Here is a 25,925-nt window from a genome sequence, read left to right as displayed (position 1 = left end):
ATGCCGCGATGCCGCACGTCATCCTGCATCGCCCGGAAATCCCGCCGAACACCGGCAACGTCATCCGCCTGTGCGCCAATACCGGCGCGTCGCTGCATCTGGTGCGTCCGCTCGGATTCGACCTCGATGACCGCCAGCTCAGGCGCGCCGGGCTGGATTACCACGAGTACGCGCGGATGCAGGTGCACGACGATCTGGATGCCGCGCTGGCGGCAATCGCCGCTGACATCGGCGCGCCGCCGCGGGTGTTCGCGCTGTCCACCCGCGGCCGCGTGCGCTACGACCTGCCGGCCTACCGTGACGACGACGTGTTTCTGTTCGGCAGCGAGACGGCCGGATTGCCGCAGGCCGTGCTGGAGACGATTCCCGAAGCGCAGCGGCTGCGCCTGCCGATGCGCCCGCACAACCGCAGCCTCAACCTGTCGAACGCGGTGGCGGTGATGGTGTTCGAAGCCTGGCGCCAGGCCGGTTTCGCCGGCGGCGGTTGAGCGCCGCGCACCCGGCAAGGGCGCGCGCGTTTACTCCTGCGTTCCCGAACGGTTCCTGTACCGGAGAGCTCTGGATTCAGGCCGCGTTGCGGGCGCCTGCCAACAATGGCCCCACGCCCGGCCAAACCGGCCTGGCGTACAACAACAAACACACGGAGGTCATCCCCCATGAAGCTTCATGCCATTGCCCTGGCCCTGGCCGCTGCGCTGCCTTTCGCCGCTTCCGCGGCCGACGGCATCACCTACAACTACGTGCAGGGCGGCTACGTTGCCACCAACACCAACGGCCCGGATGCGGACGGTTGGGGCGTGAACGGCTCGATCGCCGTCAGCCCGAACTTCCACCTGCTGGCCGAGTACACCAACCAGGACGTCAAGCATTCCAGCGCCGGCTTCGACCAGTGGCGCATCGGCGGCGGCTACAACACCGCGATCGGCAAGAACACTGACTTCGTGGCCGACGTGGCCTATGACCAGGTCAAGGTCAAGCACGGTGGCCCGAAGGCCGAGGGCTACAGCCTCGAAACCGGCGTGCGCAGCGCGCTGATGCCGAACGTCGAAGGCTATGCCAAGGTCGGTTACATGGACACCAACAAGACCAGCGGTGAGGCCTACGGCCGCCTGGGCGCGAACGTGATGTTCACCCAGAACTTCGGCCTGAACGCCGACGTGCGCCTGATCCAGGGCGGCGACAAGCAGTGGTTCGTCGGCCCGCGCTTCACCTGGTAAGCGCCGCCACATCCGCGATATGCAAACGCCCGGCATTCGCCGGGCGTTTTCTTTGGGCAGCACGGCGCAGGATATGCGCCGTCAGCAGAACAACGACTGCGGATATTCGGCTTTGCGCTCGCGCGCCATCAGCCGCGCCAGCCCCTCTGCCGGGGTGACTGTGCCGTGCAGCACGTCGCGCACGCCTTCGGCGATCGGCAGTTCGATGCCGTGCGCGCTGGCCAGCCGCATCACCTCGTCGGCGGTTTGCAGCGATTCCACCACCTGCCCGATCTCGCGCACCGCGTCCGCGATCGACGCGCCGCGGCCGAGCGCCAAGCCCAGCCGGCGGTTGCGCGAGAGATCGCCGGTGCAGGTCAAGACCAGGTCGCCCAGCCCGGCCAGGCCCATCAGTGTTTCCGGGCGGCCGCCGAGGGCGATGTTCAGGCGCAGCATCTCGTTGAGGCCGCGGGTGATCAGGCCGGCGCGGGCGTTCAGGCCCAGCCCCATGCCGTCGGCAACGCCGGTGGCCACCGCCAGCACGTTCTTCATCGCGCCGCCCAGCTCGGCGCCGCGCATGTCGTTGCCGGTGTAGGCGCGGAACGCGGGGCCGTGCAGCGCGTCGGCGACTTGCTGGCAGAAGTCGGCGTCGTCGGAATGCACGGTCAGTGCGGTGGGCAGGCCTTGCGCCACTTCCTGTGCGAACGACGGGCCGGTGACCACCGCCAGCGGCACGCCGTCGCCCAGCAGCTCGCCGGCGACCTCGTGCAGGAAGCGGCCGCTGCCCGGCTCGAAGCCCTTGGTCGCCCACGCCACGCCGGCGTGCGCCGGCCGCAGCGGGGCGAGCGCGCGCAGGGTTTCAGCGAATGCGTGCGAAGGCACCACCACTAGCACCAAATCAGCCGCGGTCAGCGCCTCTGTCAGCAGCGTGGTCGCGCGCAGCGCCTCCGGCAGGGCGATGCCCGGCAGATAGCGCGGGTTCTCGTGGCGGTCGGCGATGGCGGAGGTCACCGCCGGATCGCGCCCCCACAGCACCGTGGGGTGGCCGTGCCGTGCGATCAGCGCGGCCAGCGCGGTGCCCCAGGAGCCCGCGCCGAGAACCGCAACCGTCGGCTTGGGTGTTGCCGCCATGCTCGACGGTCAGGCGTTGCCGGCGGTTTCGGCGTCGGCCAGCAGGGTGCCGTCCTGTCCCAGCTGCGCGGCGCGCTGGCGCAGGGTCTCGGCATAGAGCGCCTCGAAGTTGATCGGCTGCAGCGGGAACGGCGGGAAACCGCCGGCCGTGATCAGCTGGCCGATGGCGGCGGCGGCATAGGGATACAGGATGTTGGGGCACTGGATGCCGAGCATCGCGTCCATCATCTGCTCGTCCATACCGGCCAGGCCGAACACCCCGGCCTGCTCCACTTCCGCCAGGTAGGCGGTCTTGCCGTTCAGGGTGCAGGTCAGAGTGATGCCCAGGCTGACTTCGAAGGCGGTCTCGGCCAGGCGCTGCACCTTCTGGTTGAGCTTCATCTGCAGGTCGGGCTGGCCCTGCTCGTTGAACACCTGCGGGGCATGCGGCGCTTCGAAGGACACGTCCTTCACGTACAGCTTCTCCACGGTGAAGGTCGGGCCCATCGGGGCATCGGCGGACGGCGCAGCGCCGTTCAGGGTTTCATCGGACATGGAACACTCCAGAGAGCCCGCAAGGGGCGGGCGATTGAAAAGAAGCCCGGATTATCGCACCGATCCCGGGCCGACCCCAGCGGGATTGGGGCAGACGCTCGCAACCCCAAGCACGGCGCGGGGAGCGACCGCTCAGCGGCCCTTGACCACCGGCAGTTCGGCGGCCAGCCAGGCGCGGATGCCGCCTTCCAGCACCGCTACGTGGGTGAACCCGGCCTTGCGCAGGCGCTTGGCGGCGATCGACGCCGTCTGGCCGACGTTGCACACCAGCACCACCGGCAATGTCTTGGCCGGCGCCAGCGCCTTGTTTTCAGGATCGAACTGGCTCATCTGCACGTTCTTGGAACCGGCGATGTGGCCCTTGGCGAAATCCGCGGCGGCGCGCAGGTCGATCACCAGCGCGTTGTCGCGGTTGATCAGCGCGGTCAGTTCGGCCGGACTGATGCGCTTGATGCCGCTGAGCAGGTTGGCGATCTCGTTGGCGATGATGGCCACGGTCAGGCCGACGAAGGTCAGCGACAGGAAAGGATTGCGGCCAGCGAAGGCGGCCAGTTCGGCGAAGGTCACGGCTGATATCGGTCGAAGCGGGGCCGCCATTGTAGCGGGTGGCCGGGCACGCGGCCGGTGGTCAGTCCTGCGCCTGCCAGAAGTCGGGCAGGCCGCTGGTCTGCCACCAGGTCTTGCTGGCCGGATCGAAGCGCCAGCGCTCCTGGAACAGCACGGTGCGCACCTGCTGGGTATTGCGGTTGACCACCGTGATCTCGATCCGGCGCTGGACCTGGCTGCCGCCGACCACACTGCTGCCGAGGTCGCGGTAGCCGGCGACCTGCAGTTGCTTGTAGCGCGAAAAATCGATGTCGGTCAGCGGGTGCGCGGCGCGCACCTCGGGATCGACCTGGCCCCAGGCGCGCTCGAAATCGCCCCAGCGGATCGCCTCCGACCACGCGTACTGGGCCTGGTCGAGCGCGTCGCGGCGGCTGCTGGCGGCGCCCGCCGGCCAGGCCAGCAGCGGCAGCAGCACCAGCAGCAGGCAGCGCAGCAGGAAACGGGGCATCGGCGGATCCTCGGCGGGCGGCGGATGGCAGTCATCCTAACCGGCGGCGGCGGTGGTTTTCGCAATCGCCACGTAACGCCCGGCGAAGGTCGCCGCCACCGCGCCCTCGGCCAGCCGCGCCTGCGCCTTGAGGTGCACGCTGGCGCGGCCGTGGTCGCGCACCGCCGCCACCAGCGTGGCCGCGGCGGAGGGGTCCTCGAACGTGGCCTCCACGGCCAGATCTTCGAACACCGGCTGCAGATAGCGAACGTGGCTGTCGGCCACGAACACCTCCGCGCTCAAACCGGCCTCGGCCAGGGTCAGGGTCACCAGCCCCCAGGCCGCCAGCGTCATCAGCGAAGCCAGGCTGCCGCCGAACGCGCAGCCCTTGTCGTTGACGTTGGCCGCCAGCGGCGCGCCCAGGCGCAGCCGGCCCGCCTCCCACGCGAGGATGCGCGGTTGCAGGGCCGCCACCGGCGGCATGCCGTGCAGATGGCGGGAAAGGGCGTCCAGTACGCTGCGCGAGGCGGTCTCGTCCATTGCCCAAGCCTGCCGCAAGGCACGGGGCTGTGCCAAGCTGGGCGCATGCGCGTCCCCTCGCCCAGGCTGTCGTCCGCGTCGCCGCCGCTGCACGGCTGGACCGTGCTTTCGCTGCGTCCGCGCGGCCAGCACGGCGGCCTGCGCGCGGCCGCCGCCCGCCGCGGCGCGCGGGTGCTGGCGTTGTCCACCCAGGCGATCACCATCCGCCAGGACGATGCCACCCGACGCGCGCTGATCGCCGCCCTGGACGCTGAGGTGGTGCTGTTCACCAGCCCGAACGCGGTGCGCGCGGCGGCGGCGCTGGCGTCCCTGCGCCCGTGCCGTGGGCAGGACTGGCTGGCCGTGGGCAGCGGCACCCGGCGCGCGTTGCAGCGGCGGGGAATCAATGCGCAGGCCCCGGCGCGGATGGACAGCGAGGGCCTGCTCGCGCTGCCGGCGCTGGCGGACGTGGGTGGCCGCACGATCGGGCTGGTCACCGCTCCGGGCGGGCGCGACTATCTGGCGCCCGCGCTGGCGGCGCGCGGCGCACAGGTGTGGCGCGCGGATGTGTATGCGCGGGTGCCGGTGATGCTGGGCGCGCACCCGTTGGCCGCGCTCGCGGCTGCGCTGACGCGACCGCAGCGGGTGCTGCTGGCGCTGAGCAGCGGCGAGGCGCTGGCCGCGCTGCTGGCGCAGGTGGAGGATCCGCGCTTGCGCGCTGTCGCGGTGGCTGCGGCCAGCGCGCGCCTGGTCGAGGTCGCGCGCGCACATGGGTTTACCCGCATCGCGCTGGCCGCCAGCGCGCGTCCCGCGGATCTGCTGCGCGCATGGCCTCCGGCGCTGTGCGGCTGAGTTGCCGGCAAGCCTCGTCCTGATCCCGTCCTGATCCCGATGCGAGACTGCGCGATGTCGGTGCCCTTTGCGGTTTCTCGGTTGCCGAGGCAGCATGCGGCGGCCTGGCCCACGCCGGATGCGCGGTGCACTGGCTGCCGATGCGCGTTCATCGCGCAACCGGGGCGGTGACGCCGCCCCGGCGCGCCTTCCTGCATCACTGCGTCTTCAGCGACACCTCGTCGATCAGGAACGAGGTCGCCAGGCTGGAATCCTCCACCCCGAGGAAGTACACCCGCACCGTCTTGCCCTTCCAGGCCTTCACGTCGAAGCTGCGCTGCACGTAGCTGCTGCCCTTGTTGAGGTTGGAATAGGTGGCCAGGGTGGCGAGCACGTTGCCGCTGGTGTCGCGGATCTGCACCTTCAGGGTGTCGTAGGCGCGGCTGGTGGTGGTCTCGCTGCTGTCCACCCGCAGCCAGAAGCTCAAGGTCGCGCTGGTGGCGGTGGAGGGGAGCGTCACCGTCTGGTACAGCGAATCGGTGTGACTGCTGCCGTAGCCGTTCAGCCAGGCCTTCCAGCTGCCGGCCTTGGCCGGATAGGTGGCATCGCTGGTGACCACCCCGCTGCTGCCGGTCCAGCCGGTGCTGCCGGATTCGAAGCCGCCGTTGCTGATCCGCTCCACCGCGGCCGGGGCATTGCTGATGCTGAAGGCCACCGCCGAGGAGGTGCCGACGTTGCCGGCGGCGTCATAGGCCTTGGCCACCAGGGTATGGCTGCCGTCGCTGAGCGTGGTCGAGTTCAGCGCCAGCGTGTACGGCGGTGTCAATACCGTGCCTTTGAGCAGCCCGTCGATCCAGAACTCCACCTTGCTCACGCCGACGTTGTCGCTGGCCGTGGCGGACAGGGTGATGGTGCCGCTGCTACCGGATTCGCTGGCGCTGACCGTGGGCGGGGTGGTGTCGGCGGCGGCATTGCTCACGCTGAAGCTCACCGCCGAGGAGGTGCCCACGTTGCCGGCGGCGTCATAGGCTTTCGCCACCAGGCTATGGCTGCCGTTGGACAGGGTGGTGGAATCGAAGGCGACCGCATACGGGGCGCTGGTATCGGTGGCGACCAGCACGCCGTCGATCAAAAACTCCACCCGGCTCACGCCGACGTTGTCGCTGGCCGTAGCGGACAGGGTGAGGGTGCCGCTGCTGCCGGATTCGCTGGCGCTGACCGTGGGCGGGGTGGTGTCGGCGGGTGTGCCGCCGCCCTGATCGATCCACACCGGCGCCGACCACAGCCGCAGGCCGTCGGCCTGGGTCACCTGCGCATAGTAGAAGTGCTTGCCGGCGGCGGGGGTGAAGGTGTAGCTGCCGCTGCCTTCGGCCAGCTGGGTGACGGTGCCGTTGCGGCCGGGCACGCCCTCGAAGAACTGCACCCGCTGCGCGCTCTGGCCGCTGCTGCTGGCGTAGTGCGCGATCAGCGTCACCGGGCCGGTGTTGGAGAACGACTCGCCCATCACATGACCGTTCGCGGTCAGCACCAGCTGGCTGGTGCGGTCCTCGGTGGCGAACACCCGGCGCGCGCGCAGGGCGTCGTAGAACGCCGCCGGCGTAAGCGCGGTGCCGCTGGGCAGCAACACGCCGGTGCGGTTGGTGAAGCTCAATCCCCAGTTGGCGCAGTGGTTGTCCTGGTCGCTGGAAGGCGCGAGCCGGTAGCCGGCTTCCAGCAGCTTGTTCCAGGCGGCCTCATAGCTGCTGCGGCCGGTCTCGGTCATGGTGGTGTTGGTCGAGAATGCCGAGCTGTTCAGCACCTCCGCCAGCACCATCACCTCGGCGCCGTTGGCGTCGTACGCCAGCGACACGCCGTTGATCTGGAACTGGCCGCTGCTGGCCGGATGATTGAACTGGCCGATCCAGCCGCGCGCTTTCATGGTGGCGTACAGGCTCGCGTAGTCCGACTTGGTGGTGGCGACGCTGCCGATCAGCTGGCCGCTGCTGTTGTATTCCCAGCTGGCCAGGCCATCGGGATTGATGATGTTGAGGTGGCCGCCGTTGCTGATCACCCCCCACTCGGTGCCATACAGCGCCAGGAACTGCGGGTGCGCGCTGCGGTAGCTGGCCGCGGCGGCGAGGCCGGAGTTGAACAGGTTGTTGGCGGTGGCGGGGCTGGCCGAGGTGTTGGTGCCGGTCGAGCCGTCGTACATGTGGTTGTGCTCGGAGGCGAGCAGGAAATCGCCGCCGGCTTGGGTCTGCATCATCGCGTAGGCGTCAGCCGGCCCGTAGGTTCCGGCCTGCGGCACTTCCGCGCCGCCGCAGCTGGCCACCGGGGTACCGCCGTCGCTGTGGTTGGTCTGGCTGTGCAGATTGCCGTAGTAGATGGTGTAGGGCAGGCCGTCGCTGGCAGCGGCCAGCGTCGGCGCGCGCAGCGGCGCGCCGGTGGCGCGCGCGCTGATCTGGCCGGTGGGCAGTGGGGCCATCGCGCGCAGGCGCGCTTTCGGTACCTGCCCCAGCATCACGTCATAGGTTTGTTCCACCACTTCATCGGCAAACAGCGCCAGCGCCTTGCGCACGCGCTGATCCACGCTCAGGCGCGCGTCGGCGGGCACCTCCACCATCGGCACCGCGCGCAGGCGCACCGTGTAATAGCCCGCCGGCAGGCGGCGGCCGCCACTGGCAAAGCCGTTCCAGCGTCCGCTGCGCACGCCGCGCCCGTGGTCCAGGACGGCGATGCCGCTGTCGCTGCCGATCACTTCGCCCGTGGGCGAGAGCACCTCGACCAGCCAGGCAGCGCGGGTGGCGTCGCCCGCGCCGGGGTAGTCGAAGTCGATCCGGATCGGGAAGCCGCCGGCCTGCACCTGGAACGGCACCGACAGCGTGGCGTTGAACTCGTAGTGATCGGGTAACCCGAAATCGGTCGCGATCACGGACGAGCACAGTAAAGCGAGCGCGCAGGCAAGCCCGAGCCTGCGCCGGTTGCGGCGATGCATGGTGAGTTCTCTCCCCAGAGACGGATCCGCGATCCCTGCGGAGAAGGTTCCGGCGCACATTATCCGCGCAAATGCTTCCGTTGCGTGACGCCAGGCTCGCGCGTGCCCCTACAATGCCGGCATGAATGCCATTGCGCCGCTTGCCACCGTCCGCGACTACCTCACTGGTCTGCAAGACCGCATCTGCGCGGCGATCGAAGCGGCCGATGGCGCGGCGCGTTTCCGTGAGGATGCGTGGGTGAAGGAGCCCGGCGCTTCGCCGATCCGCGGCGGTGGTCGCACCCGCGTGCTGCGCGAGGGCGCGGTGTTCGAGCAGGCCGGGATCGGCTTCTCCGACGTATCCGGCGACCGCCTGCCGCCGTCCGCGACTGCCCATCGGCCCGAGCTCGCGGGCGCGTCCTGGCGCGCGGTCGGCGTGTCGCTGGTGTTCCACCCGCGCAACCCGTACCTGCCGACCACCCACGCCAACGTGCGCCACTTCCGCGCCGAGCGCGACGGCGAAACGGTGGCGTGGTGGTTCGGCGGCGGCTTCGACCTGACGCCGTTCTATCCGTTCGATGAGGATGTGCTGCACTGGCACCGCACCGCGCGCGCGCTGTGTGAGCCGTTCGGCGGACAGGCGCGCTACCAGGCGCACAAACGCTGGTGCGACGAGTATTTCTTCCTGAAACATCGCAACGAAACCCGCGGCGTGGGCGGGCTGTTCTTCGACGACCTGAGCGAAGATTTCGAGCGCGATTTCGGCTATGTGCGCGCCGTGGGCGATGGATTCCTTCAGGCGTATCTTCCGATCGTCGCGCGCCGCAAGGACACGCCCTACGGCGAGCGTGAGCGCCAGTTCCAGCTGTACCGCCGCGGGCGCTACGTGGAGTTCAACCTGGTATTCGACCGCGGCACCCTGTTCGGCCTGCAGAGCGGCGGCCGCACCGAATCCATTCTGATGAGCCTGCCCCCGCTGGTGCGCTGGGAATATGGCTACGCCCCCGAACCCGGCAGCCCGGAAGCCCGCCTGGCCGACTACCTGCGCCCGCGCGAGTGGCTTGCGCCGGAATGAGCGGATGACTTGCCGGGTGATTTTCGCACCGGCATGGATCATGCGGATGGCTGCCGGCACCGCGAGTGCCTGCGCATGCGGGTTCGGTCCGCCCATGGGCGAACGCCCGGACGATTGCCGCAGACCGGCCGGCTCATCACCGGGCAGGCTAGTCTGCGCCGTCAGCGGGTGATCCGCGCGCCCTTGAGGTGGGTGATGCCGCTGGCGTCCACGTCGGTCCATGCCGCCCACGCGCCGCCGTCATCCGCGAGCAGGCGCGGGTAGCCGCTGGCGAGGCCGCGGGTCGCCAAGGTAGCCAGAGTGATGGTCTGCAGGCGACGCGACAGATCCGGCGCGTAGCGTGCCAGCTGCAGGCGCTGGCCGCGGGCGGTCTGCTCCAGCCAGGCCACCCACACCTGGCGGGCGTCCAGCGCCACTGCGGGACGCCCCAGCACGTTGGGGCCGGCGGCCACCGTCACCGGTGGACCGAACTGGTCGCCCGCATCCTGGCTGCGGGCCAGGTATACGGCCGGCTGGCCGCTTCCTTCGCTGTACCAGGCCAGCGCCACGTCCGCGTCGCGCGCGGCCAGCGCCGGGCCGTTCACCGGGCAGCCTTCCACCTTCCAGCCATCGGCGTGCGCGATCCGCGGCGCGCTCCACGCGCCCTGCTGGTAGCGCGCGGTGGCGATGTCGCGCACCTCGTTCGCGTCGCGGCCGCGCCACGCCAGCAGCGGGCCGCGGCTGGTGATGGCCACCGCGACCTGGCAGCAGTCGCAGCTGCGCGGATCCACCACCGCGTCGCTGCCGCGCGCCAGGTCCAGGGTGAAGCGGTTGGCGCGCAGCTGCATGTCGCCTTCGCCTTCCTCATGCGCGTCCGTACCGCCATGCAAGGGTGCCGGGCGCTTGCCGCGGCCGTCCAGCCAGGCGATGCCGGCGCCGTCGCTGCCGTCGGCCCAAAGCGCGGCGAAGCCGTGTTCGGTAGGCATGCCGTCGGTGTTGACCCGGGTGATCTGCGCCCAGGTCATGCCGCCGTCCTTCGAGCGCGCCAGCACCACGTCGGTGCCACCGGCAGCGTCCGGCTGCGCCTGCACCCATTGCGCCCACAGCGCGCCGTCGGGCGTGGCCAGCAGGTGCGGGGTGTCGGCGGCGTTCGCCTGCAGCGCGTTGCCGACGGCAATCGTGCGCGGCTGGCTCTGCCAGCCGTCGGCTTCGCTGTAGGACGCGAACTGCAGCGCGTTGCGGCGGCCTTCGCGGCGGTTGATCCAGCCCAGCAGCACGCGTCCGCCGGGGCCGGCCACCAGGTCGGGCGCCATCGAGCCGGCGTCGGCCGGCAGCACCCAGGTCTGCGCTGCGTAGTCGCCATTGCCGGGTTTGGGCGGCGCAGGCGCGCGCTGGCAGGCGGACAGCAGAAGGACGAGAGCGGCGAAGCTGAGGGCGGGCAGGCGCATGGTCGGCACTCCGGCAGTGAGCGCCGATTGTCGCGCAACTGCGCCGCGCCGGGGCGCCCGCGGCTTCAGGCGGCGCGTTCGCGGCGGACGCGTTCCAGATGCACCAGCAGCAGCGAGATCGCCGCCGGGGTCACGCCCGGGATGCGCTGGGCCTGGCCGATGGTCTGCGGCCGCACCTGCTGCAGCTTCTGCAGCACTTCGGCGGACAGCCCGCGCACTTGCGCATAGTCGAAGCCGTCGGGGATCGCGGTCGCTTCATTGCGCTGCTGGCGCGCGATCTCCTCGCGCTGGCGCTCGAGGTAGCCGGCATACTTGGCTTCGATTTCCACCTGCTCGGCCACCTTGGGATCCGCGACGCCGGGGCCAAGCTCGGGCACTTGCATCAGGCGGGCGTAGTCCAGCTCCGGCCGCCGCAGCAGGTCGAGCGCGCTGTTTTCGCGGCTGACCTGGAGGCCGAGATGCCGCGCCAGCGCCGCGCCCAGCGCGTTGTTCGGCGCCGCCCATAGCGCCGCCAGGCGGGCGCGTTCGGCGGCGATCGCCTCCTGTTTGCGACTGAAGTGCGCCCAGCGCGCGTCGTCCACCAGTCCCAACTCCCGCCCGAGCGGCGTCAGCCGTGCGTCGGCGTTGTCCTCGCGCAGCTGCAGCCGGTATTCGGCGCGGCTGGTGAACATGCGGTAGGGCTCGTTGGTGCCGTGGGTGATCAGGTCATCCACCAGCACGCCGAGGTAGGCCTGGTCGCGGCGCAGGGTGAGCGGCGGTTGATCCCGCACATAGCGCGCGGCGTTCACCCCCGCCAGCAGGCCCTGCGCGGCGGCTTCCTCATAGCCGGTGGTGCCGTTGATCTGGCCGGCGAAGAACAGCCCGGCCACCGCCTTGGTCTCCAGCGAGGCCTTCAGCCCGCGCGGATCGAAGAAGTCGTATTCGATGGCATAGCCGGGGCGGGTGATGTGCGCATGCTCGAAGCCGCGGATCGAGCGCACCAGCTCCAGCTGCACGTCGAACGGCAGCGAGGTGGAGATGCCGTTCGGGTAGATTTCCACCACGTCCAGCCCTTCCGGTTCGACGAAGATCTGGTGGCTGGGCTTGTCGGCGAAGCGCACCACCTTGTCCTCGATCGACGGGCAATAGCGCGGGCCGATGCCCTCGATCTGGCCGCTGTACAGCGGCGAGCGGTCGAGCGCGCCGCGGATGATGGCGTGGGTGCGTTCGGTGGTGTGGGTGATCCAGCAGCTGACCTGGCGTGGGTGGTCGGCGGGGCTGCCCAGGAACGACATCACCGGGCGCGGATCGTCGCCGGGCTGTTCCTCCATTACCGAATAGTCCAGCGTGCGCCCGTCGATCCGCGGCGGGGTGCCGGTCTTCAGGCGGCCCACTGCGAAGCGGCCTTCGCGCAGCTTGTGCGCCAGTGTGGTGGAGGGCGGGTCGCCCATGCGGCCGGCGGCGTACTGAGTCTGGCCGATGTGGATCTTGCCGGCCAGGAAGGTGCCGGCGGTCAGCACCACCGCCGGGGCATGGAAGCGCAGGCCGGTGTTGGTGATCGCGCCGCGCACGGCCTCCTGCTCGATGACCAGATCATCCACCGCCGCCTGAAACACGGTGAGGTTCGGCTGGGTTTCCACCGCGCGGCGGATGAAGCTGCGGTACAGCGCGCGGTCGGCCTGGCAGCGGGTGGCGCGCACCGCCGGGCCTTTGCTGGCGTTGAGCACGCGCCACTGGATGCCGGCAGCATCGGCGGCGCGCGCCATGATGCCGCCCAGCGCGTCGATCTCCTTCACCAGATGGCCCTTGCCGATGCCGCCGATCGCGGGGTTGCAGCTCATCGCGCCCACGGTTTCGATGCTGTGGGTCAAAAGCAGGGTGCGCGCGCCGGCGCGGGCGGATGCCAGCGCGGCCTCGGTGCCGGCGTGGCCGCCGCCGATCACGATGACGTCGAAGCGGTAGAAGGAGTCGCTCATCTTGCAGGGCATTATGGCGTGACGGGGCAGGGCGCGGGTTTGGCACGCATCCTGCTTCATTCAGGCCGGCACTCACCCTGGCACGCCGTGAGGCGATGGTCGGACTGAACAGGGGCCGACTCTGCGCAGGGCGAGGATGCTGGGAGGGCCGGTTGTCGGGGGACAGCCGGCCCTCGATTTTTTTCGAACGTTTGCGAATCGGCGATCTTCGCGCGGCACGCCGAATCGCGCTTCCGCGCGGTGGGAGTCCTGCCCGCTTGCGGCAGCGGGCGGCGCTGGCCCCGTAGGCGCCGGTGCCGGCAGGACGACGGAACAGGGGGGATCCGGGAAATCCTGCCGACACCGGCCCTACTAGATTAACGCGTTTTGACGCGAAGTGACGCATCCGGTCAGTCTTTCGACGTTTTTCGACGTAATTGCGGATTGCGTCACGTCTTGTGTCCGGAGGCATGCCGAAAGTGGCGTCCGCGCTGCGCAACCCGCCGCGGGTTAGCATGGGCAGATGCACGCGGCCCTGCCTGACTTCGACGACGTTCTCGACGCCGCTGCGCGCATCGCCGCGCACGCGCATGCCACCCCGGTGCTCACTTCGCGCGCGCTCGACGCCCAGGCCGGCGCGCGCCTCCATTTCAAGGCCGAGCACCTGCAGCGCATCGGGGCGTTCAAGTTCCGCGGCGCCTGCAATGCGGTGTTCGCGCTGGATGAGGCCACTGCCGCCCGCGGCGTGGTGACGCATTCCTCCGGCAACCACGGCGCGGCGCTGGCGCTGGCCGCCCGCCTGCGCGGGATTCCCTGCCACGTGGTGGTGCCGGAGGGCGCGGTGCGCGCCAAGCTGGCGGCGATCGCGCACTACGGCGCGCAGCTGCACGCCTGCGCGCCCACCATCGCCGCGCGCGAGGCCGCCTGCGCCCGGGTGCAGGCAGCGACCGGCGCCAGCGTGGTGCATCCCTATGCCGATGCGCGCGTGATCGCAGGCCAGGGCACCGCCGCGCTGGAGCTGCTGCGCGAGGTGCCCGACCTCGACGCCGTGGTCGTGCCACTGGGCGGCGGCGGGCTGGCCGCCGGGGCTGCGCTGGCGGTGCGCGCGCTGGCGCCGGGGTGCGAGTTGTTCCTGGCCGAACCCGAAGGCGCCGCTGACGGCGCGCGTTCGTTCGCGCGCGGCGCGCTCGACCACGACGGCGTGCCCGAGACCGTCTGCGACGGCCTGCGCGGCACCCTGGGCGCGCCCAACTTCGCCCTGCTGCGCGCATCGGGCGCGCGCGTGCTGACCGTGGATGATGCGCGCACCGTCGCCGCGATGCGCCTGCTGTGGACGCGCAGCAAGCAGCTGGTGGAACCATCGTCGGCGATCGCGCTGGCGGCGGTGCTGGCGCATCCGGCGCTGTTCGCGGGGCGGCGGGTCGGGGTCATACTGTCGGGCGGCAACGTCGATCTGGACGCATTGCCTGGCCTGTTCGCCATCGCTGGAGAACCCGTATGAAGATCGACGGTAGCCGCGCGCACGATCGCGCGATCGAGCTGGTGCTGTCCTACTACGCCGCGTTCAACCGCGGCGACTGGGACGGCATGCTGGCGCTGCTGGCCGAGGACGTGGCGCACGATCTCAACCAGGGCCCGCGCGAGACCGGCAAGGCGGCGTTTGCCGTCTTCCTGCAGCGGATGGCGCGCTGCTACCGCGAGCAGCTGCGCGACGTAGTGGTGCTGGCCAGCGAGGACGGCACCCGCGCCGCGGCCGAGTATGTGGTGCATGGCGAGTACCTGCAGACGGATGCCGGTCTGCCGCCTGCACACGGTCAGCGTTACCTGCTGCCGGGCGGCGCGTTCTTCGACCTGCGCGATGGGCGCATCGCGCGGGTCAGTAACTACTACAACCTGGAAGACTGGCTGGCGCAGGTGCGCTGACATGCTGGAGATTGCCGGTACTGCGCGGTGGCGACAGCCATTCATTTGGATTGCGCTGCTGACCATCGCGCTGGCCTTGGTCGGCCTCGGCTGGCGCGGTCTGTGGGAGCCGGATGAGGGGCGCTATACCAATGTCGCTCTGCACATGCTGGCATCAGGTGACTGGCTCGACCCACACCGACATCCCGATGTCGGGCACTGGACCAAGCCGCCGCTGACTTACTGGGTGCTCGCCGCCAGCATGGCGGTATTTGGGCACACCGTGTTCGCGGCGCGGCTTCCTTCCGCGTTGGCATACCTGCTGCTGGTGTGGATGGCCGCGCGGATCGCGCGGCGGCTTGTGCCCGGAGGAGAGCAGGTCGCGGCACTGGTCTATGCGACCATGCTGCTCCCGTTTGCCAGCGGGCAGTTGATCACCACCGACCCATTTCTGGCTGCCTCGCAAGCTGTGGCGATGGCCGGCTACGTGGCCGCGCGCTTCGAGCCAAGAGCCGCACGGCGGGGCATGCTGCAGATGTGGGCCGGTTTCGCCCTGGCATTCTTGACCAAAGGGCCGCCGGGGCTGCTTCCGTTGCTGGCGGTGCTGGCATACGAAGGGATGCAGCCTCGGCGCGATAGCTTGCGCCAGTTGCTGGCGCCCAGTGGGATCCTGCTGTTCGCTCTGGTCGCGCTGCCATGGTACGTGGTGGCGGTGATCCGCCATCCCGGATTGCTCGAATACTTCCTCGGCCAAGAAGTCGTGGCGCGCGTGGCCAGTGACGATTTTGGGCGCAATGGCCAGTGGTATGGCTGGATCAAGGTCTATCTGCCGACGTTGCTGCTCGGCAGTCTTCCGTGGACGCCCTGGCTGTGGGGCTGGCTGCGCGACTTGCCGGGGCAATGGCGGAGCTGGCGGCGGGATGCATCGGCGCGCGCGCAAGATCCTGCGCTGCTGCTGGCGCTTTGGGTGTCGTTGCCGCTGCTGGTGTTCTGCCTGGCGCGTTCGCGCCTGCCGCTGTACTTGTTGCCGCTATTTTTGCCGTTGGCGTTGTTGGTGGCGCGCCAGCGGCTGGCGGCCGGCCGCCCTCTTCCGCAGGGAGGCTGGATTGCGCTCTGGGCGCTGGCACTGATGGGGTTGAAGCTGACGGCGGCGCGTCTGGATACCGGGCGTGACGCGGCGGCCTGGGCGCGTGCGATCCAGGCGCGTGCGCCGGTCGCGATCAGTGAGGTCAATGCGCTGGACGATGCGCCACGTTACGGGTTGCATCTGGCGTTGGGCGTGCCGGTGGAGCAGATCGCGCTGGCTTCAACGCCTTCCAAATCTAGGTTCAATCCGCCTTACGATCAGACACTGGCGGAGGATCTGCGCGAGCCTCAGCAAGACCAGATCTGGTACACCCCGCAATCGCATCTGCCTGCCGTCCAGGCGGCGCTGGAGCGCCAGGGATGGCAGGCGGAGGTGCTGGGAGCTCCCTATCACGGACGGGTGATCTTTCGGGTGAGGCCGCGCCAGGAGTGAGGCTGTCTCACCTGCGCCGGCGGATCGGGATGCGCGCCACCGGCACCGCGGCCAGTTCGATCCCGTGTTCGCGGATCGGGGTGCCGGCCTCCGGCGCCCAGGCCATCGCGCTGATGATTTCCCAGTCCGCGGGCAGGCCATTGGGCGCGCGGTGTGCTTCGTAGGCCGCTGCCGCCGCGGTGAACCGGCGGCGCCCGGTCAGCGCATGGCGGCGCGAGGCCAGCGCATTGGTCGCGCCCAATGCACGCAGTTCGCGCATCAGGGCCGGCAGGTCGGCATACCAGGTGGTTTCCAGATCGCGTTCCACCACCGGCTGGAAGAAGCCCGCAGCCACCAGCGCATCGCCTACGGCCGCGATGTCCAGGAACGGGCTGACATGGGGCGCATCGTCGGCCTGTGCGAACGCGGCGCGCAGCTGCCACAGGGTGTCCGGGCCGAAAGTGGAAAACAGCAGCAGGCCATGCGGTTTGAGCACGCGGCGGAAGCCGGCCAGCACTCCCGGCAGATCCTCGACCCACTGCAGGCACAGGTTCGAGAAGATCACATCCACGCTGGCCTCGGCCAGCGGCAGCGCGCGCGCATCCGCGCACACCGGCTGCGGGGTGGCCGCGAACGGATTGCGCAGCGGCAGCCCGGGCAGCCTGGGCCGAGTCGCGTCGCGTGCGTGGCGAAGCATCGGCAGCGCCAGGTCGAGGGCGATGATGCGCGCCTTCGGCCAGCGCCGCTGCAGCAGGCCGCTGGCATGGCCGGTGCCGCAGCCGAGGTCCAGCACCACCTGCGGCGGCGCGCGGTCGAGCGCGGGATCGTCGAGGTAGTCCAGCGATTCCAGCAGGCGCGCCTCCACTTGCCGCTGCAGGCGCGCGGCGGCGTCGTAGCTGGCGGCCGAGCGCGAGAACGCGCGGCGCACCTGGCGGGTATCGAACAGCGGCGCGCTCATGCCGATGCTCCGTCGAGGAAATCGCGCAGCGCGGTGGCCACCGCGTCGGCATGGGTCAGGAACGGCGCATGCCCGGCGTGCGCCACCTCCACGTAGCGCGCCTGCGGCGCCAGCGCGGCGGCGACCTGCAGTGCGGCCGGGTTGACCAGGCGATCGCGGCGTCCCGCCAGCCACAGGCTGGGCATCGAAAGCGTCGGCAGCGCCGCGCGCAGATCGCCGTCCTGCAGCACGCGCAGGCCGGCGGCCAGCACCTGCGGCGCCGGCGCACCGCGCGCCAGCACCGCCTCGCGCAGCAGGCGCAGTTCCTCGCGCATGTGATCGGAGCCGAACGCCTCCAGCGCGATGAAGCGCTCGACCGTGCCCTGCCAGTCCTGCGCCAGGGACTGCGCGAACTCGGAGAACACCTGCACCGGCATTCCATGCGGCCAATCGTCGCTGCGCACGAACTTCGGGGTGGCGCAGACCATCGCCAGCGCCGGCACTCGCGTCGGCTGCAGGCTCGCGGCGCGCAGCGCCACCAGTCCGCCCAGCGACCAGCCGCACCACGGCGCGACGGGCACTGCATCCAGCACTGCCTGCGCGCAGGCGTCCAGCGCCAGCGGCACGCCGGCGTCGCGGCTGTGGCCATGCCCGGGAAGATCCACCAGATACAGGGTGCGCTGCGCGCGCAGTGCCTGCACCAGCGGCGCGAAGATGCCGCCGTGCATGGCCCAGCCATGCAGCAGCACCAGCGGCGGGCCTTCGCCCGTGATCTCCACGTGCAATGCGTCCATCGGATCGGTCATGGGTGGTCCCGCCGGCGACGGTGCGCGGCGGATGGGGGGAGATTGAATCGAGCGCGCATTATCGCGCGAAGCTCACGCCGGCCGGCGTATCGTTTCTGCATCGTCATCGTTCCCGGAGGACACCCATGGACGCTTTGGCCCGCCTTGCGCTCGCCGACCCCGATCTGTATCGCCAGCAGGCGTTGATCGATGGCCGCTGGTGCGGTGCCGATGCTGGGGGGACCTGCACGGTTTGCGACCCGGCCGACGGCCTGCCGCTGGCCAGCGTGCCGGACATGGGCGCAGCCGAGACCCGGCGCGCGATCGCCGCCGCGCACGCGGCGTTCCCGGCGTGGGCGGCCAAGACCGCCAGGCAGCGCGCGCAGGTGCTGCGGCGGATCGCCGATCTGATGCTGCAGCACCAGGAAGACCTGGCGCGGCTGATGACCGCCGAGCAGGGCAAGCCGCTGAAGGAGGCGCGCGCCGAGATCGCCTATTCGGCGAGCTATTTCGAGTGGTTCGGCGAGCAGGCCAAGCGCATGGACGGCGAGGTGATCCCCGGCCACGTGGACGGCGTGCGCATCCTCACCCTGCGCCAGCCGGTGGGCGTGGTGGCGGCGATCACGCCGTGGAACTTCCCCTCCGCCATGCTGGGGCGCAAGCTCGGCGCGGCGCTCGCCGCCGGCTGCACGGTGGTGTGCAAGCCGGCGCTGCAGACCCCGCTGTCGGCGCTGGCGCTGGGCGTGATCGCCGAGCGCGCGGGGCTGCCGCCGGGCGTGCTCAACATCGTCACCGGCCAGGATGCCGCGGCCATCGGCCAGGAGATGACCGCCAATCCGCAGGTGCGCAAGCTCACCTTCACCGGCTCCACCGCGGTCGGCAAGCGGCTGATGGCGCAGTGCGCGGACGATCTCAAGCGGATCTCGCTGGAGCTGGGCGGCAACGCGCCGTTCATCGTGTTCGATGACGCCGACCTCGATGCCGCGGTCGCCGGCGCGATCGCGAGCAAGTTCCGCAACAGCGGCCAGACCTGCGTGTGCGCCAACCGGCTGCTGGTGCAGGAGGGCATCTACGATGCCTTCGCGGAAAAGCTCGTCGCCGCGGCGCGCAAGCTGCGGGTGGGCCCGGGCCTGTCCGGCGAGAGCGACCAGGGCCCGCTGATCGATACCAAGGCGCTTGCCAAGGTGGAGGCGCACGTGGCCGACGCGCTGGCCAAGGGCGCGCGCCTGGCGCTGGGAGGCCGGCGGCATGCGTTGGGCGGCACCTTCTACGAACCCACCGTGCTGCTGGACGCCACGCCTGACATGCGGCTGGCGCAGGAGGAAACCTTCGGCCCGGTGGCGCCGCTGCTGCGCTTCAACACGGAGGACGAGGCGATTGCGCTGGCCAACGCCACCGAGTTTGGCCTGGCCGGGTATTTCTACACCCGCGACCTGGCGCGCGCCTGGCGGGTGTCCGAGGCGCTGGAGTGCGGGATGGTCGGGCTGAACACCGGGCTGATCTCCACCGAGGTCGCGCCGTTTGGCGGGATCAAGCAGTCCGGCTTCGGGCGCGAAGGCTCGCAGCACGGGCTGGACGACTACACGTCGATCAAATATCTGTGCCTGGGCGGGCTGTAGCCCCAGCGAGCAGGTCATGGACGCGCGCCAGCGCGTCCAGCAGGGTGCGCAAGTGGGCTTCGGTGTGTGCCGCCGACAGCGTGATGCGCAGGCGCGCGCGGCCCTCCGGCACGGTCGGCGGACGGATCGCGCCGACCCAGATGCCCTGCGCTTCAAGCGCCTGCGCCAGCGCCAGCGCGCTGGCGTCGTCGCCGCAGTGCAGCGGCTGGATCGGAGTGTCGGAATCGAGCAGCGGCAGCCCGAGCCGGCGCGCGCCGGCGCGGAAGGTGGCGATCAGCTCCGCCAGCCGCGTGCGCCGCCAGCCGTCGCGGCGCGCGCGCTGGACCGCCGCCAGCGAAGCCGCGGCCAGCGCCGGCGGCAGCGCGGTGGTGTAGATGTAGGGGCGTGCGGTCTCCGCCAGATGCCGCACCAGGTCGGCATCGCCGACCACCAGCGCGCCATAGCCGCCCAGCGCCTTGCCCAGCGTCACCAGCCGCAGCGGAACCGCCGTATGGTCGAGCCCGGCGGCGGCCACGCTGCCGCGGCCCTCCTCGCCGAGCACCCCAGTGGCATGCGCCTCGTCGATATAGAGCGTGGCGCGCTGCGCGCGCGCGATCAGCGCCAGCGCACGCAGCGGTGCGACATCGCCGTCCATGCTGAAGACGCCGTCGCTGGCGAGCAGCGCGGCGCCGTCGGGCGCGGCCCGCAGCTGGCGCAGCGCGCCCTCGGGGTCGGCATGCGGATAGCGACGCAGCGTGCAGCCGGCCAGACGCGCGCCGTCGATCAGGCTGGCATGGTTGAGGCGGTCCTGCACACACACGTCGTCCTTGCCCAGCAGCCCCTGGATCACCGCCAGATTGGCCAGATAACCGCTGCCCAGCAGCAGTGCCGCCGGCGCTTGCAGCCAGTCCGCCACCGCCTGCTCCAGCGCGGTGTGCGCGGCGTGGTGGCCGCAGACCAGGTGCGAGGCCACGCCACCGGCGCCGCTACGTGCCGCTTCGTCCTGCAGCGTGCTGCTGACGCTGTAATGCCGCGCCAGGCCCAAGTAGTCATTGCCGCAGAAGTCCAGCAGCCAGCGGGTGGAGCCATCGGCCAGGCGCACCTCGCAGCGCATGCCGTCGCGGCGCAGCACGTCGCGCCGCACGCGCAGACGTTGCTGCGCGATGCGCTGCTGGCGCAGCGCGGCGACGCGGGCGGTCAGCAGCGGCCGCGGCATACCGGCTCAGGTGGCTTCGGTGATGCCGGCGTGGACCGTGGTGACGCAGGCGCTGATCGAATCGTCGTGCGCCTCGGCTACCGGCATCGGGGTCAGGCCGAGGCGGGCGAACAGGGCCTGATCGTGCGCGGTGTCGGGGTTGCCGGTGGTCAGCAGCTTTTCGCCGTAGAAGATCGAGTTGGCGCCGGCCAGGAAGCACAGCGCCTGCAGCTCGTCGCTCATGGTTTCACGCCCGGCCGACAGGCGCACCATCGATTTCGGCATCAGGATGCGGGCCACGGCGATGGTGCGGACGAACTCGAACGGATCCAGCTCCACCGTGCCGTGCAGCGGCGTGCCTTCCACCTGCACCAGGCGGTTGATCGGCACCGAGTCTGGATGCGCCGGCAGGTTGGCCAGGGTTTGCAGCAGGCCGGCGCGCTGGCGGCGCGATTCGCCCATGCCCACGATCCCGCCGCAGCAGGTCTTCAGGCCGGCCGCGCGCACGTGCGCCAGGGTGTCCAGGCGGTCCTGCACCTGGCGCGTGTGGATGATGTCGCCGTAATACTCGGGATCGGTGTCGAGGTTGTGGTTGTAGTAGTCCAGCCCGGCGTCTTTCAGCGCCTGCGCCTGCGCGCTGCTGAGCATGCCCAAGGTGGCGCAGGTTTCCAGCCCCAGCGCCTTCACCTCGCGGATCATCGCCGCCACCTTCGGGATGTCACGGTCCTTCGGACTGCGCCAGGCCGCGCCCATGCAGAAACGGGTAGCGCCGGCAGCCTTGGCCTGGCGCGCGCGTTCGACCACCGCCGCAGTTTCCATCAGCTTGGTGGCTTCCACCCCGGTGTGATAGCGCGCTGCCTGCGGGCAGTAGCCGCAATCCTCCGGACAGCCGCCGGTCTTGACCGACAGCAGCGTGGACACCTGTACCTGGGTCGGATCGAAATGCTGGCGATGCGCGCAGGCAGCGCGATGCAGCAGCTCGGGGAACGGCAGCGCAAACAGCGCCTCGACCTCGGCGCGGCTCCAGTCGTGGCGGATGGGGAAATCGGCGACTTCAGGCATGGGGGTTTACCGACTGAATGGACGACGGGCAGGCCGGCAGTCTGGGGGGCATGCCGATCTCCGTCAACCGATTCCGTCTTGCAAAAGTTGACGCCGTCCTGCTGAGCTGGCTGCTGCCGCCGCGCTGCGTGATCTGCGGCGCGCGCGGAGTGCGGGAATGCGATCTGTGCGCGCAGTGCCTGGCCATGCTGCCGCCGGCGCGTCAGGCCTGTCCGCGCTGCGCGCGTGCGCGTGGCGACGGCGCGCTGTGCCCGGCCTGTCGCCGGATCGCGCCCGATTTTCCGCTGGCGCGCGTGCAGGCCGTGTTCGCCTACGCCTTTCCGCTGGATGCGCTGCTGCCGCGCCTGAAGTTCCACGCGGATTTCGCTGCCGGTCGGGTCTTGGCAGCGTGCATGGCCGCGCACTTTGCCGCGGCGCCCGCGCCGCAGGCGCTGTTGCCGGTCCCGCTGCACTCTGCGCGCCTGCGCCAGCGCGGCTACGACCAGACGCTGGAGCTGGCGCGGCCGCTGGCGCGTGCGCTCGGGTTGCCGCTGCGCACCGACCTGCTGCACCGCCGCCGCGCGACCGCGGCGCAGACCCGGCTCGACGCCGATGCCCGCCGCCGCAACCTGCAGGGGGCATTCGTGGTCAGCGCGCACGCGCCGCTGCCGCAGCACGTGGTGCTGCTGGACGATGTGATGACCACCGGCGCCACCCTGCACGCGGCCGCTGCCGCCCTGCGCGCGGCCGGGGTGATGCGGGTGGAGGCGTGGGTGTGCGCGCGGGTGGTGTGACGGTTGACGTGAGCGGTGTGCGAAATCAGACGGCGAGCGCCTTCGCGCGCAGCGCGAGATCGAGTGCGATCCCGGCGAATACCGCCATTCCGACCCACTGGTTGTGCAGGAAGGCGCGGAAACAGTCCGCGCGCGTGCGCGTGCGCGCCAGCCCGAACTCCCAGACCACCAGCGCCACGGCCACGCCCAGGCCCGCCCAGTACCACGGCCCCATGTCCGCGCTGCGGCCGGCCAGCGCCAGCGCCAGGAACATGCCGGCGTACAGCACGCCCTGCGCGATGAGATCCAGCTCGCCGAACAGGATCGCGGTGGACTTCGCGCCCATGCGGATATCGTCCTCGCGGTCCACCATCGCATACCAGGTGTCGTAGGCGGTGGCCCAGAAGATGTTGGCCACGTACAGCAACCACGCCAGCGGCGGCACGTGGCCGGTCAGCGCGGCGAACGCCATCGGAATGCCCCAGCCGAAGGCCATCCCCAGGTACACCTGCGGCAGGTAGGTGTAGCGCTTGAGGTAGGGGTAGGTGGCAGCCAGAAACGCCCCGACCACGCTCATCCACACCGTCAGCCGGTTGAGTGTGAGCACGAGCGCGAACGCGACCAGCATCAGCACGGCGAACACGGCCAGCGCCTCGCGCGCGGACACCGCGCCGGTCACCAGCGGCCGCTGGCGGGTGCGCTCCACGCTGCCGTCCAGCCAGCGGTCGGCGTAGTCGTTGATGACGCATCCGGCCGAGCGGGTCAGCCACACGCCCAGGGTGAACACCAGCAGCGGCCATGCCGGCGGCACGCCCTTGGCCGCCATCCACAGCCCCCACCAGGTTGGCCACAGCAGCAACAGCCAGCCGATCGGGCGGTCGCCGCGCACCAGTTGCCAGTACTGGCGCAGGCGCTGGCGCCAGTGAGCGGGTTGGGGCGAGGTGGACAATCGGATAGGCATTCAGAAAGCGTACCAGCGGCACAAACGGCCGCAATCGTGCGAAAATGCGCACCGCGATGCCCGCCATCGCCCTCTGCGCGCCTGTAGCTCAGCCGGATAGAGTAGCGGCTTCCGAAGCCGTTGGTCGGGGGTTCGAATCCCTCCAGGCGCGCCATCTTCGATGGCGCTTCTTCCGTGATTCCCGGCCCACGCGCCGCAGGCGCATGGGCGTTCGCGTCCGCGCGAAGCTGGCGTTTCGCAGGCGCGTCCGCTCACCCCTCCAGGCGCGCCATCTCCGATGGCGCTTCTTCCGTGATTCCCGGCCCATGCGCCGCAGGCGCACGGGCGTTCGCGTCCGCGCGAAGCTGGCGCTTCGCAGGCGCGTCCGCTCACCCCTCCAGGCGCGCCATCTTCGATGGCGCTTCTTCCGTGATTCCCGGCCCATGCGCCGCAGGCGCATGGGCGTTCGCGTCCGCGCGAAGCTGGCGCTTCGCAGGCGCGTCCGCTCACCCCTCCAGGCGCGCCATCTTCGATGGCGCTTCTTCCGTGATTCCCGGCCCATGCGCCGCAGGCGCACGGGCGTTCGCGTCCGCGCGAAGCTGGCGCTTCGCAGGCGCGTCCGCTCACCCCTCCGGGCGCGCCATCTTCGCTGGCGTGTTCTGCGCAGCTCCACCCACGCTCAGCCGCGGGCTTGGTGGCCCTGCACGAACGCGATGAAATCCTGTGGCGGCAATGCCGGCGACCAGTGGAAGCCCTGGCCGCGTTCGCAGCCGGCATCGACCAGGCCCGCCAGCGTCTGCGCGTCTTCCACGCCTTCGGCCACCACCTGCAGGCCAAGGCAGTGGCCCATTTCGATGATCGCGCGTACCAGTCCCTGCGCGTGCGAATCGCGGGTCATCTGGCGCACGAATGACTGATCCACTTTCAGCCGGTCAACCGCGAAGTTGCGCAGATAGCCGAGGTTGGAATAGCCGGTGCCGAAGTCGTCAATGGCGATCTTCACGCCGCTGGCGCTGAGCCGCTGCAGCACGTTGGCGAGATGGCGGGCATCGGCCATCAGCAGGGATTCGGTCAGTTCCAGCTCCAGCGCCTGCGCCGGCAGACCACTGGCGGCAAGGGCACGGGCGATGTCGTGCTCGAGGCTCTCGCGTCGGAACTGGGCGGCCGAGACGTTCACCGCCACGCCCAGCTCGCCCAGGCCCCGCTCGCGCCAGGATTGCGCGTCCAGGCAGGCCTGCCGCAGCACCCAGGCGCCGAGCTCGTGGATCAGGCCGCTGCGCTCTGCGATCGGGATGAACCTGGCGGGGGAGATCCAGCCGTATTCCGGGTGTTTCCAGCGCAGCAGGGCCTCGGCGCCGACGATGCGGCCGCTCGCCAGTTCGATTTGCGGCTGGTAATGCAGCATCAGCTGCTCGCTGCCCAGCGCCGAGCGCAGGGCGGCGGTCAGATGCAGTTCCTCGACCAGGTTGGCATTCATGCTCGGGTCGAAGAAGCGGAAGGTGTTGCGGCCCGCATCCTTGGCCCGGTACATCGCCATGTCGGCGTGCTTGAGCAGGGTGTCGGTATCGCTGCCGTCGCGCGGCGCCACCGCGATCCCCAGCGAGGCGGTCACCAGCACGTCCACGCCCTCCACCTGGAACGCCTGCCCCAGCCGATGGGTCAGATTGGCCACGGCGGCGATGATCGCGTCTTCATCCGGGAGATCCCCGAGCAGGATCAGAAACTCGTCGCCCGATAGCCGCGCCACGGTGTCGGATTCGCGCACGCAGCTGCGCAGGGTGTCGGCGACCTGGCACAGCAGCGCATCGCCGGCGATATGTCCGAGCGAGTCGTTGATGGTCTTGAAGTTGTCCAGGTCCAGGAACATCACTGCCACCATCCGGCCGTTGCGTCGGGCCTGGGTCAGCAGGTGGGTGAGCCGATCCTTGGCCAGCGCGCGGTTGGGCAAGTCGGTCAGGCTGTCGCGCTGGGCGAGGATCTCGATCTGCGCGTGCGATTGTTCCAGCGCGGCTTTCTCCTCTTCCAGCTGGCGCAGGATGGCCTCGAGGTCGCGTACGACCATCCATACGAACAGCCCGGTGACGGTCATGATCAGGCCGATCACGAACGGCCGCCGCCAGTCCATTGGAACTTTCGGGACGCTCGGCAGGCGGCCGGACTGATGCAGCCAGAACAGGACGAGGAGGGCGGCCAGCACGGCGACGATCAGCCCGAGCAGCAACCGGCGCGAGCCGAACATGCCCGCGAACAGCAACAGCGCGGGGAACGCGAGCACGGCTTCGTCGTACAGGCCCTGGTTGTGCGCCACCAGAACGCCCAGGCCCAGAAGCAGCGAAGCCGCCGTCAGCGTCACCGCATCGTGGAAGTGCCGACGCTGGAGCCACAGCGCGAGCAGCAGCAGGCCGATGATCGCTCCCTCCAGGCCGGCAGTGGCGTACGCCGCATCGGCCAGATTCAGCCCGATGACCAGCGCGAAGGCCCCGGTCAGGAGCCACAGCACCTGCCGCAGCCGGCGCCGCCGACCGGCGGCAAACGGATCGGGTGACGCGTCGGGCCGGCGCGAGGGAGAGGACATGCAGGGCTCGTCGGGGGTCCGGTTTCAGTATTGTCGGCAGCCAATGCC

23 protein-coding genes and 1 tRNA gene are annotated in these 25,925 nt (G+C 70.4%); 10 read left to right on the top strand and 14 right to left on the bottom strand.

Annotated features, from left to right (window positions below):
* The first annotated feature begins 8 nt into the window (after positions 1–8).
* Both ML342_RS03220 and ML342_RS03215 read left to right on the top strand, forming a co-directional pair.
* A complete protein-coding gene (locus tag ML342_RS03220; protein ID WP_240125490.1) occupies positions 9–488 on the top strand; it encodes a tRNA (cytidine(34)-2'-O)-methyltransferase in 480 nt (159 codons plus the stop codon).
* A 168-nt stretch (positions 489–656) separates the two neighbouring features.
* On the top strand, positions 657–1,217 hold the full coding sequence (locus tag ML342_RS03215; protein WP_240125489.1) for a porin family protein: 561 nt from the start codon (positions 657–659) through the stop codon (positions 1,215–1,217).
* Between the two features lie 81 nt (positions 1,218–1,298).
* Here ML342_RS03215 and ML342_RS03210 read toward each other — a convergent pair whose 3' ends face one another.
* From ML342_RS03210 to ML342_RS03190, 5 genes are all read right to left on the bottom strand, one after another.
* Positions 1,299–2,327: an NAD(P)H-dependent glycerol-3-phosphate dehydrogenase gene (locus tag ML342_RS03210; protein ID WP_240125488.1), complete on the bottom strand. Its 1,029-nt coding sequence runs from the start codon at positions 2,325–2,327 to the stop codon at positions 1,299–1,301.
* 9 nt (positions 2,328–2,336) lie between these two features.
* Positions 2,337–2,861, bottom strand: coding sequence for a protein-export chaperone SecB (gene secB / locus ML342_RS03205; protein WP_240125487.1), 525 nt, complete (start codon positions 2,859–2,861; stop codon positions 2,337–2,339).
* 132 nt (positions 2,862–2,993) lie between these two features.
* Positions 2,994–3,428: a rhodanese-like domain-containing protein gene (locus ML342_RS03200; RefSeq protein WP_240125486.1), complete on the bottom strand. Its 435-nt coding sequence runs from the start codon at positions 3,426–3,428 to the stop codon at positions 2,994–2,996.
* Positions 3,429–3,489: 61 nt separating this feature from the next.
* The gene (locus tag ML342_RS03195) at positions 3,490–3,915 is read right to left on the bottom strand and encodes a hypothetical protein (protein ID WP_240125485.1); all 426 of its coding nucleotides are present in this window, start codon (positions 3,913–3,915) and stop codon (positions 3,490–3,492) included.
* Positions 3,916–3,951: 36 nt separating this feature from the next.
* Positions 3,952–4,434 carry a YiiD C-terminal domain-containing protein gene (locus tag ML342_RS03190; protein ID WP_240125484.1) on the bottom strand — a complete coding sequence of 161 codons (483 nt, stop codon included), beginning with the start codon at positions 4,432–4,434 and terminating at the stop codon, positions 3,952–3,954.
* Between the two features lie 45 nt (positions 4,435–4,479).
* Here ML342_RS03190 and ML342_RS03185 point away from each other — a divergent pair, with 45 nt between their 5' ends.
* Complete coding sequence (locus ML342_RS03185) at positions 4,480–5,265, top strand: uroporphyrinogen-III synthase (protein ID WP_240125483.1); 786 nt, start codon at positions 4,480–4,482, stop codon at positions 5,263–5,265.
* Positions 5,266–5,461: 196 nt separating this feature from the next.
* On the opposite strand, the gene ML342_RS03180 is transcribed toward ML342_RS03185, so the two are convergent.
* On the bottom strand, positions 5,462–8,155 hold the full coding sequence (locus tag ML342_RS03180) for an Ig-like domain-containing protein (RefSeq protein WP_240125482.1): 2,694 nt from the start codon (positions 8,153–8,155) through the stop codon (positions 5,462–5,464).
* Between the two features lie 184 nt (positions 8,156–8,339).
* Between ML342_RS03180 and hemF the strand changes: the two genes are divergently transcribed.
* Entirely contained in the window at positions 8,340–9,272 is a 933-nt protein-coding gene (gene hemF / locus ML342_RS03175; protein WP_240125481.1) for an oxygen-dependent coproporphyrinogen oxidase, read from the top strand.
* A gap of 161 nt (positions 9,273–9,433) precedes the next feature.
* Here hemF and ML342_RS03170 read toward each other — a convergent pair whose 3' ends face one another.
* Positions 9,434–10,699, bottom strand: a complete 1,266-nt coding sequence (locus tag ML342_RS03170) for a sialidase family protein (RefSeq protein WP_240125480.1) — start codon at positions 10,697–10,699, stop codon at positions 9,434–9,436.
* 65 nt (positions 10,700–10,764) lie between these two features.
* Positions 10,765–12,654, bottom strand: coding sequence for a tRNA uridine-5-carboxymethylaminomethyl(34) synthesis enzyme MnmG (gene mnmG, locus ML342_RS03165; protein ID WP_240125479.1), 1,890 nt, complete (start codon positions 12,652–12,654; stop codon positions 10,765–10,767).
* Between the two features lie 502 nt (positions 12,655–13,156).
* Here mnmG and ML342_RS03160 point away from each other — a divergent pair.
* The 3 genes from ML342_RS03160 to ML342_RS03150 are packed head-to-tail and all read left to right on the top strand — an operon-like array spanning position 13,157 to position 16,054.
* The gene (locus ML342_RS03160) at positions 13,157–14,134 is read left to right on the top strand and encodes a pyridoxal-phosphate dependent enzyme (protein WP_240125478.1); all 978 of its coding nucleotides are present in this window, start codon (positions 13,157–13,159) and stop codon (positions 14,132–14,134) included.
* Positions 14,131–14,556, top strand: coding sequence for a nuclear transport factor 2 family protein (locus ML342_RS03155; RefSeq protein ID WP_240125477.1), 426 nt, complete (start codon positions 14,131–14,133; stop codon positions 14,554–14,556). Before ML342_RS03160 ends, ML342_RS03155 begins: the two co-directional genes overlap by 4 nt.
* A 1-nt stretch (position 14,557) precedes the next feature.
* Positions 14,558–16,054, top strand: a complete 1,497-nt coding sequence (locus tag ML342_RS03150) for an ArnT family glycosyltransferase (RefSeq protein WP_240125476.1) — start codon at positions 14,558–14,560, stop codon at positions 16,052–16,054.
* Positions 16,055–16,061: 7 nt separating this feature from the next.
* Here ML342_RS03150 and bioC read toward each other — a convergent pair whose 3' ends face one another.
* A complete protein-coding gene (bioC, locus tag ML342_RS03145; protein WP_240125475.1) occupies positions 16,062–16,991 on the bottom strand; it encodes a malonyl-ACP O-methyltransferase BioC in 930 nt (309 codons plus the stop codon).
* A complete protein-coding gene (bioH, locus tag ML342_RS03140) occupies positions 16,988–17,755 on the bottom strand; it encodes a pimeloyl-ACP methyl ester esterase BioH (RefSeq protein WP_240125805.1) in 768 nt (255 codons plus the stop codon). The genes bioC and bioH overlap by 4 nt, the downstream gene beginning before the upstream one ends.
* 146 nt (positions 17,756–17,901) lie before the next feature.
* Between bioH and ML342_RS03135 the strand changes: the two genes are divergently transcribed.
* A complete protein-coding gene (locus ML342_RS03135; protein WP_240125474.1) occupies positions 17,902–19,374 on the top strand; it encodes an NAD-dependent succinate-semialdehyde dehydrogenase in 1,473 nt (490 codons plus the stop codon).
* Here ML342_RS03135 and bioF read toward each other — a convergent pair.
* On the bottom strand, positions 19,346–20,569 hold the full coding sequence (gene bioF, locus ML342_RS03130) for an 8-amino-7-oxononanoate synthase (RefSeq protein ID WP_240125473.1): 1,224 nt from the start codon (positions 20,567–20,569) through the stop codon (positions 19,346–19,348). The genes ML342_RS03135 and bioF overlap by 29 nt on opposite strands.
* Before the next feature lie 6 nt (positions 20,570–20,575).
* Positions 20,576–21,610 (bottom strand): biotin synthase BioB, encoded by a 1,035-nt coding sequence (gene bioB / locus ML342_RS03125; RefSeq protein WP_338064980.1) that lies wholly within the window; start codon positions 21,608–21,610, stop codon positions 20,576–20,578.
* 50 nt (positions 21,611–21,660) lie between these two features.
* On the opposite strand from bioB, the gene ML342_RS03120 reads away from it, so the two are divergent.
* Positions 21,661–22,383: a ComF family protein gene (locus ML342_RS03120; protein WP_240125472.1), complete on the top strand. Its 723-nt coding sequence runs from the start codon at positions 21,661–21,663 to the stop codon at positions 22,381–22,383.
* 25 nt (positions 22,384–22,408) lie between these two features.
* On the opposite strand, the gene ubiA is transcribed toward ML342_RS03120, so the two are convergent.
* On the bottom strand, positions 22,409–23,323 hold the full coding sequence (ubiA, locus tag ML342_RS03115) for a 4-hydroxybenzoate octaprenyltransferase (protein ID WP_240125471.1): 915 nt from the start codon (positions 23,321–23,323) through the stop codon (positions 22,409–22,411).
* Positions 23,324–23,400: 77 nt separating this feature from the next.
* Here ubiA and ML342_RS03110 point away from each other — a divergent pair.
* A tRNA-Arg gene (locus ML342_RS03110) sits at positions 23,401–23,477 on the top strand.
* A 504-nt stretch (positions 23,478–23,981) separates the two neighbouring features.
* On the opposite strand, the gene ML342_RS03105 is transcribed toward ML342_RS03110, so the two are convergent.
* A complete protein-coding gene (locus tag ML342_RS03105; RefSeq protein WP_240125470.1) occupies positions 23,982–25,877 on the bottom strand; it encodes a putative bifunctional diguanylate cyclase/phosphodiesterase in 1,896 nt (631 codons plus the stop codon).
* Between the last annotated feature and the right edge of the window lie 48 nt (positions 25,878–25,925).

The sequence above is a fragment of the Thermomonas alba genome (genome assembly GCF_022419205.1).
Taxonomy (GTDB): domain Bacteria; phylum Pseudomonadota; class Gammaproteobacteria; order Xanthomonadales; family Xanthomonadaceae; genus Thermomonas; species Thermomonas alba.
This window is presented reverse-complemented; position numbering and strand designations above follow the sequence as displayed.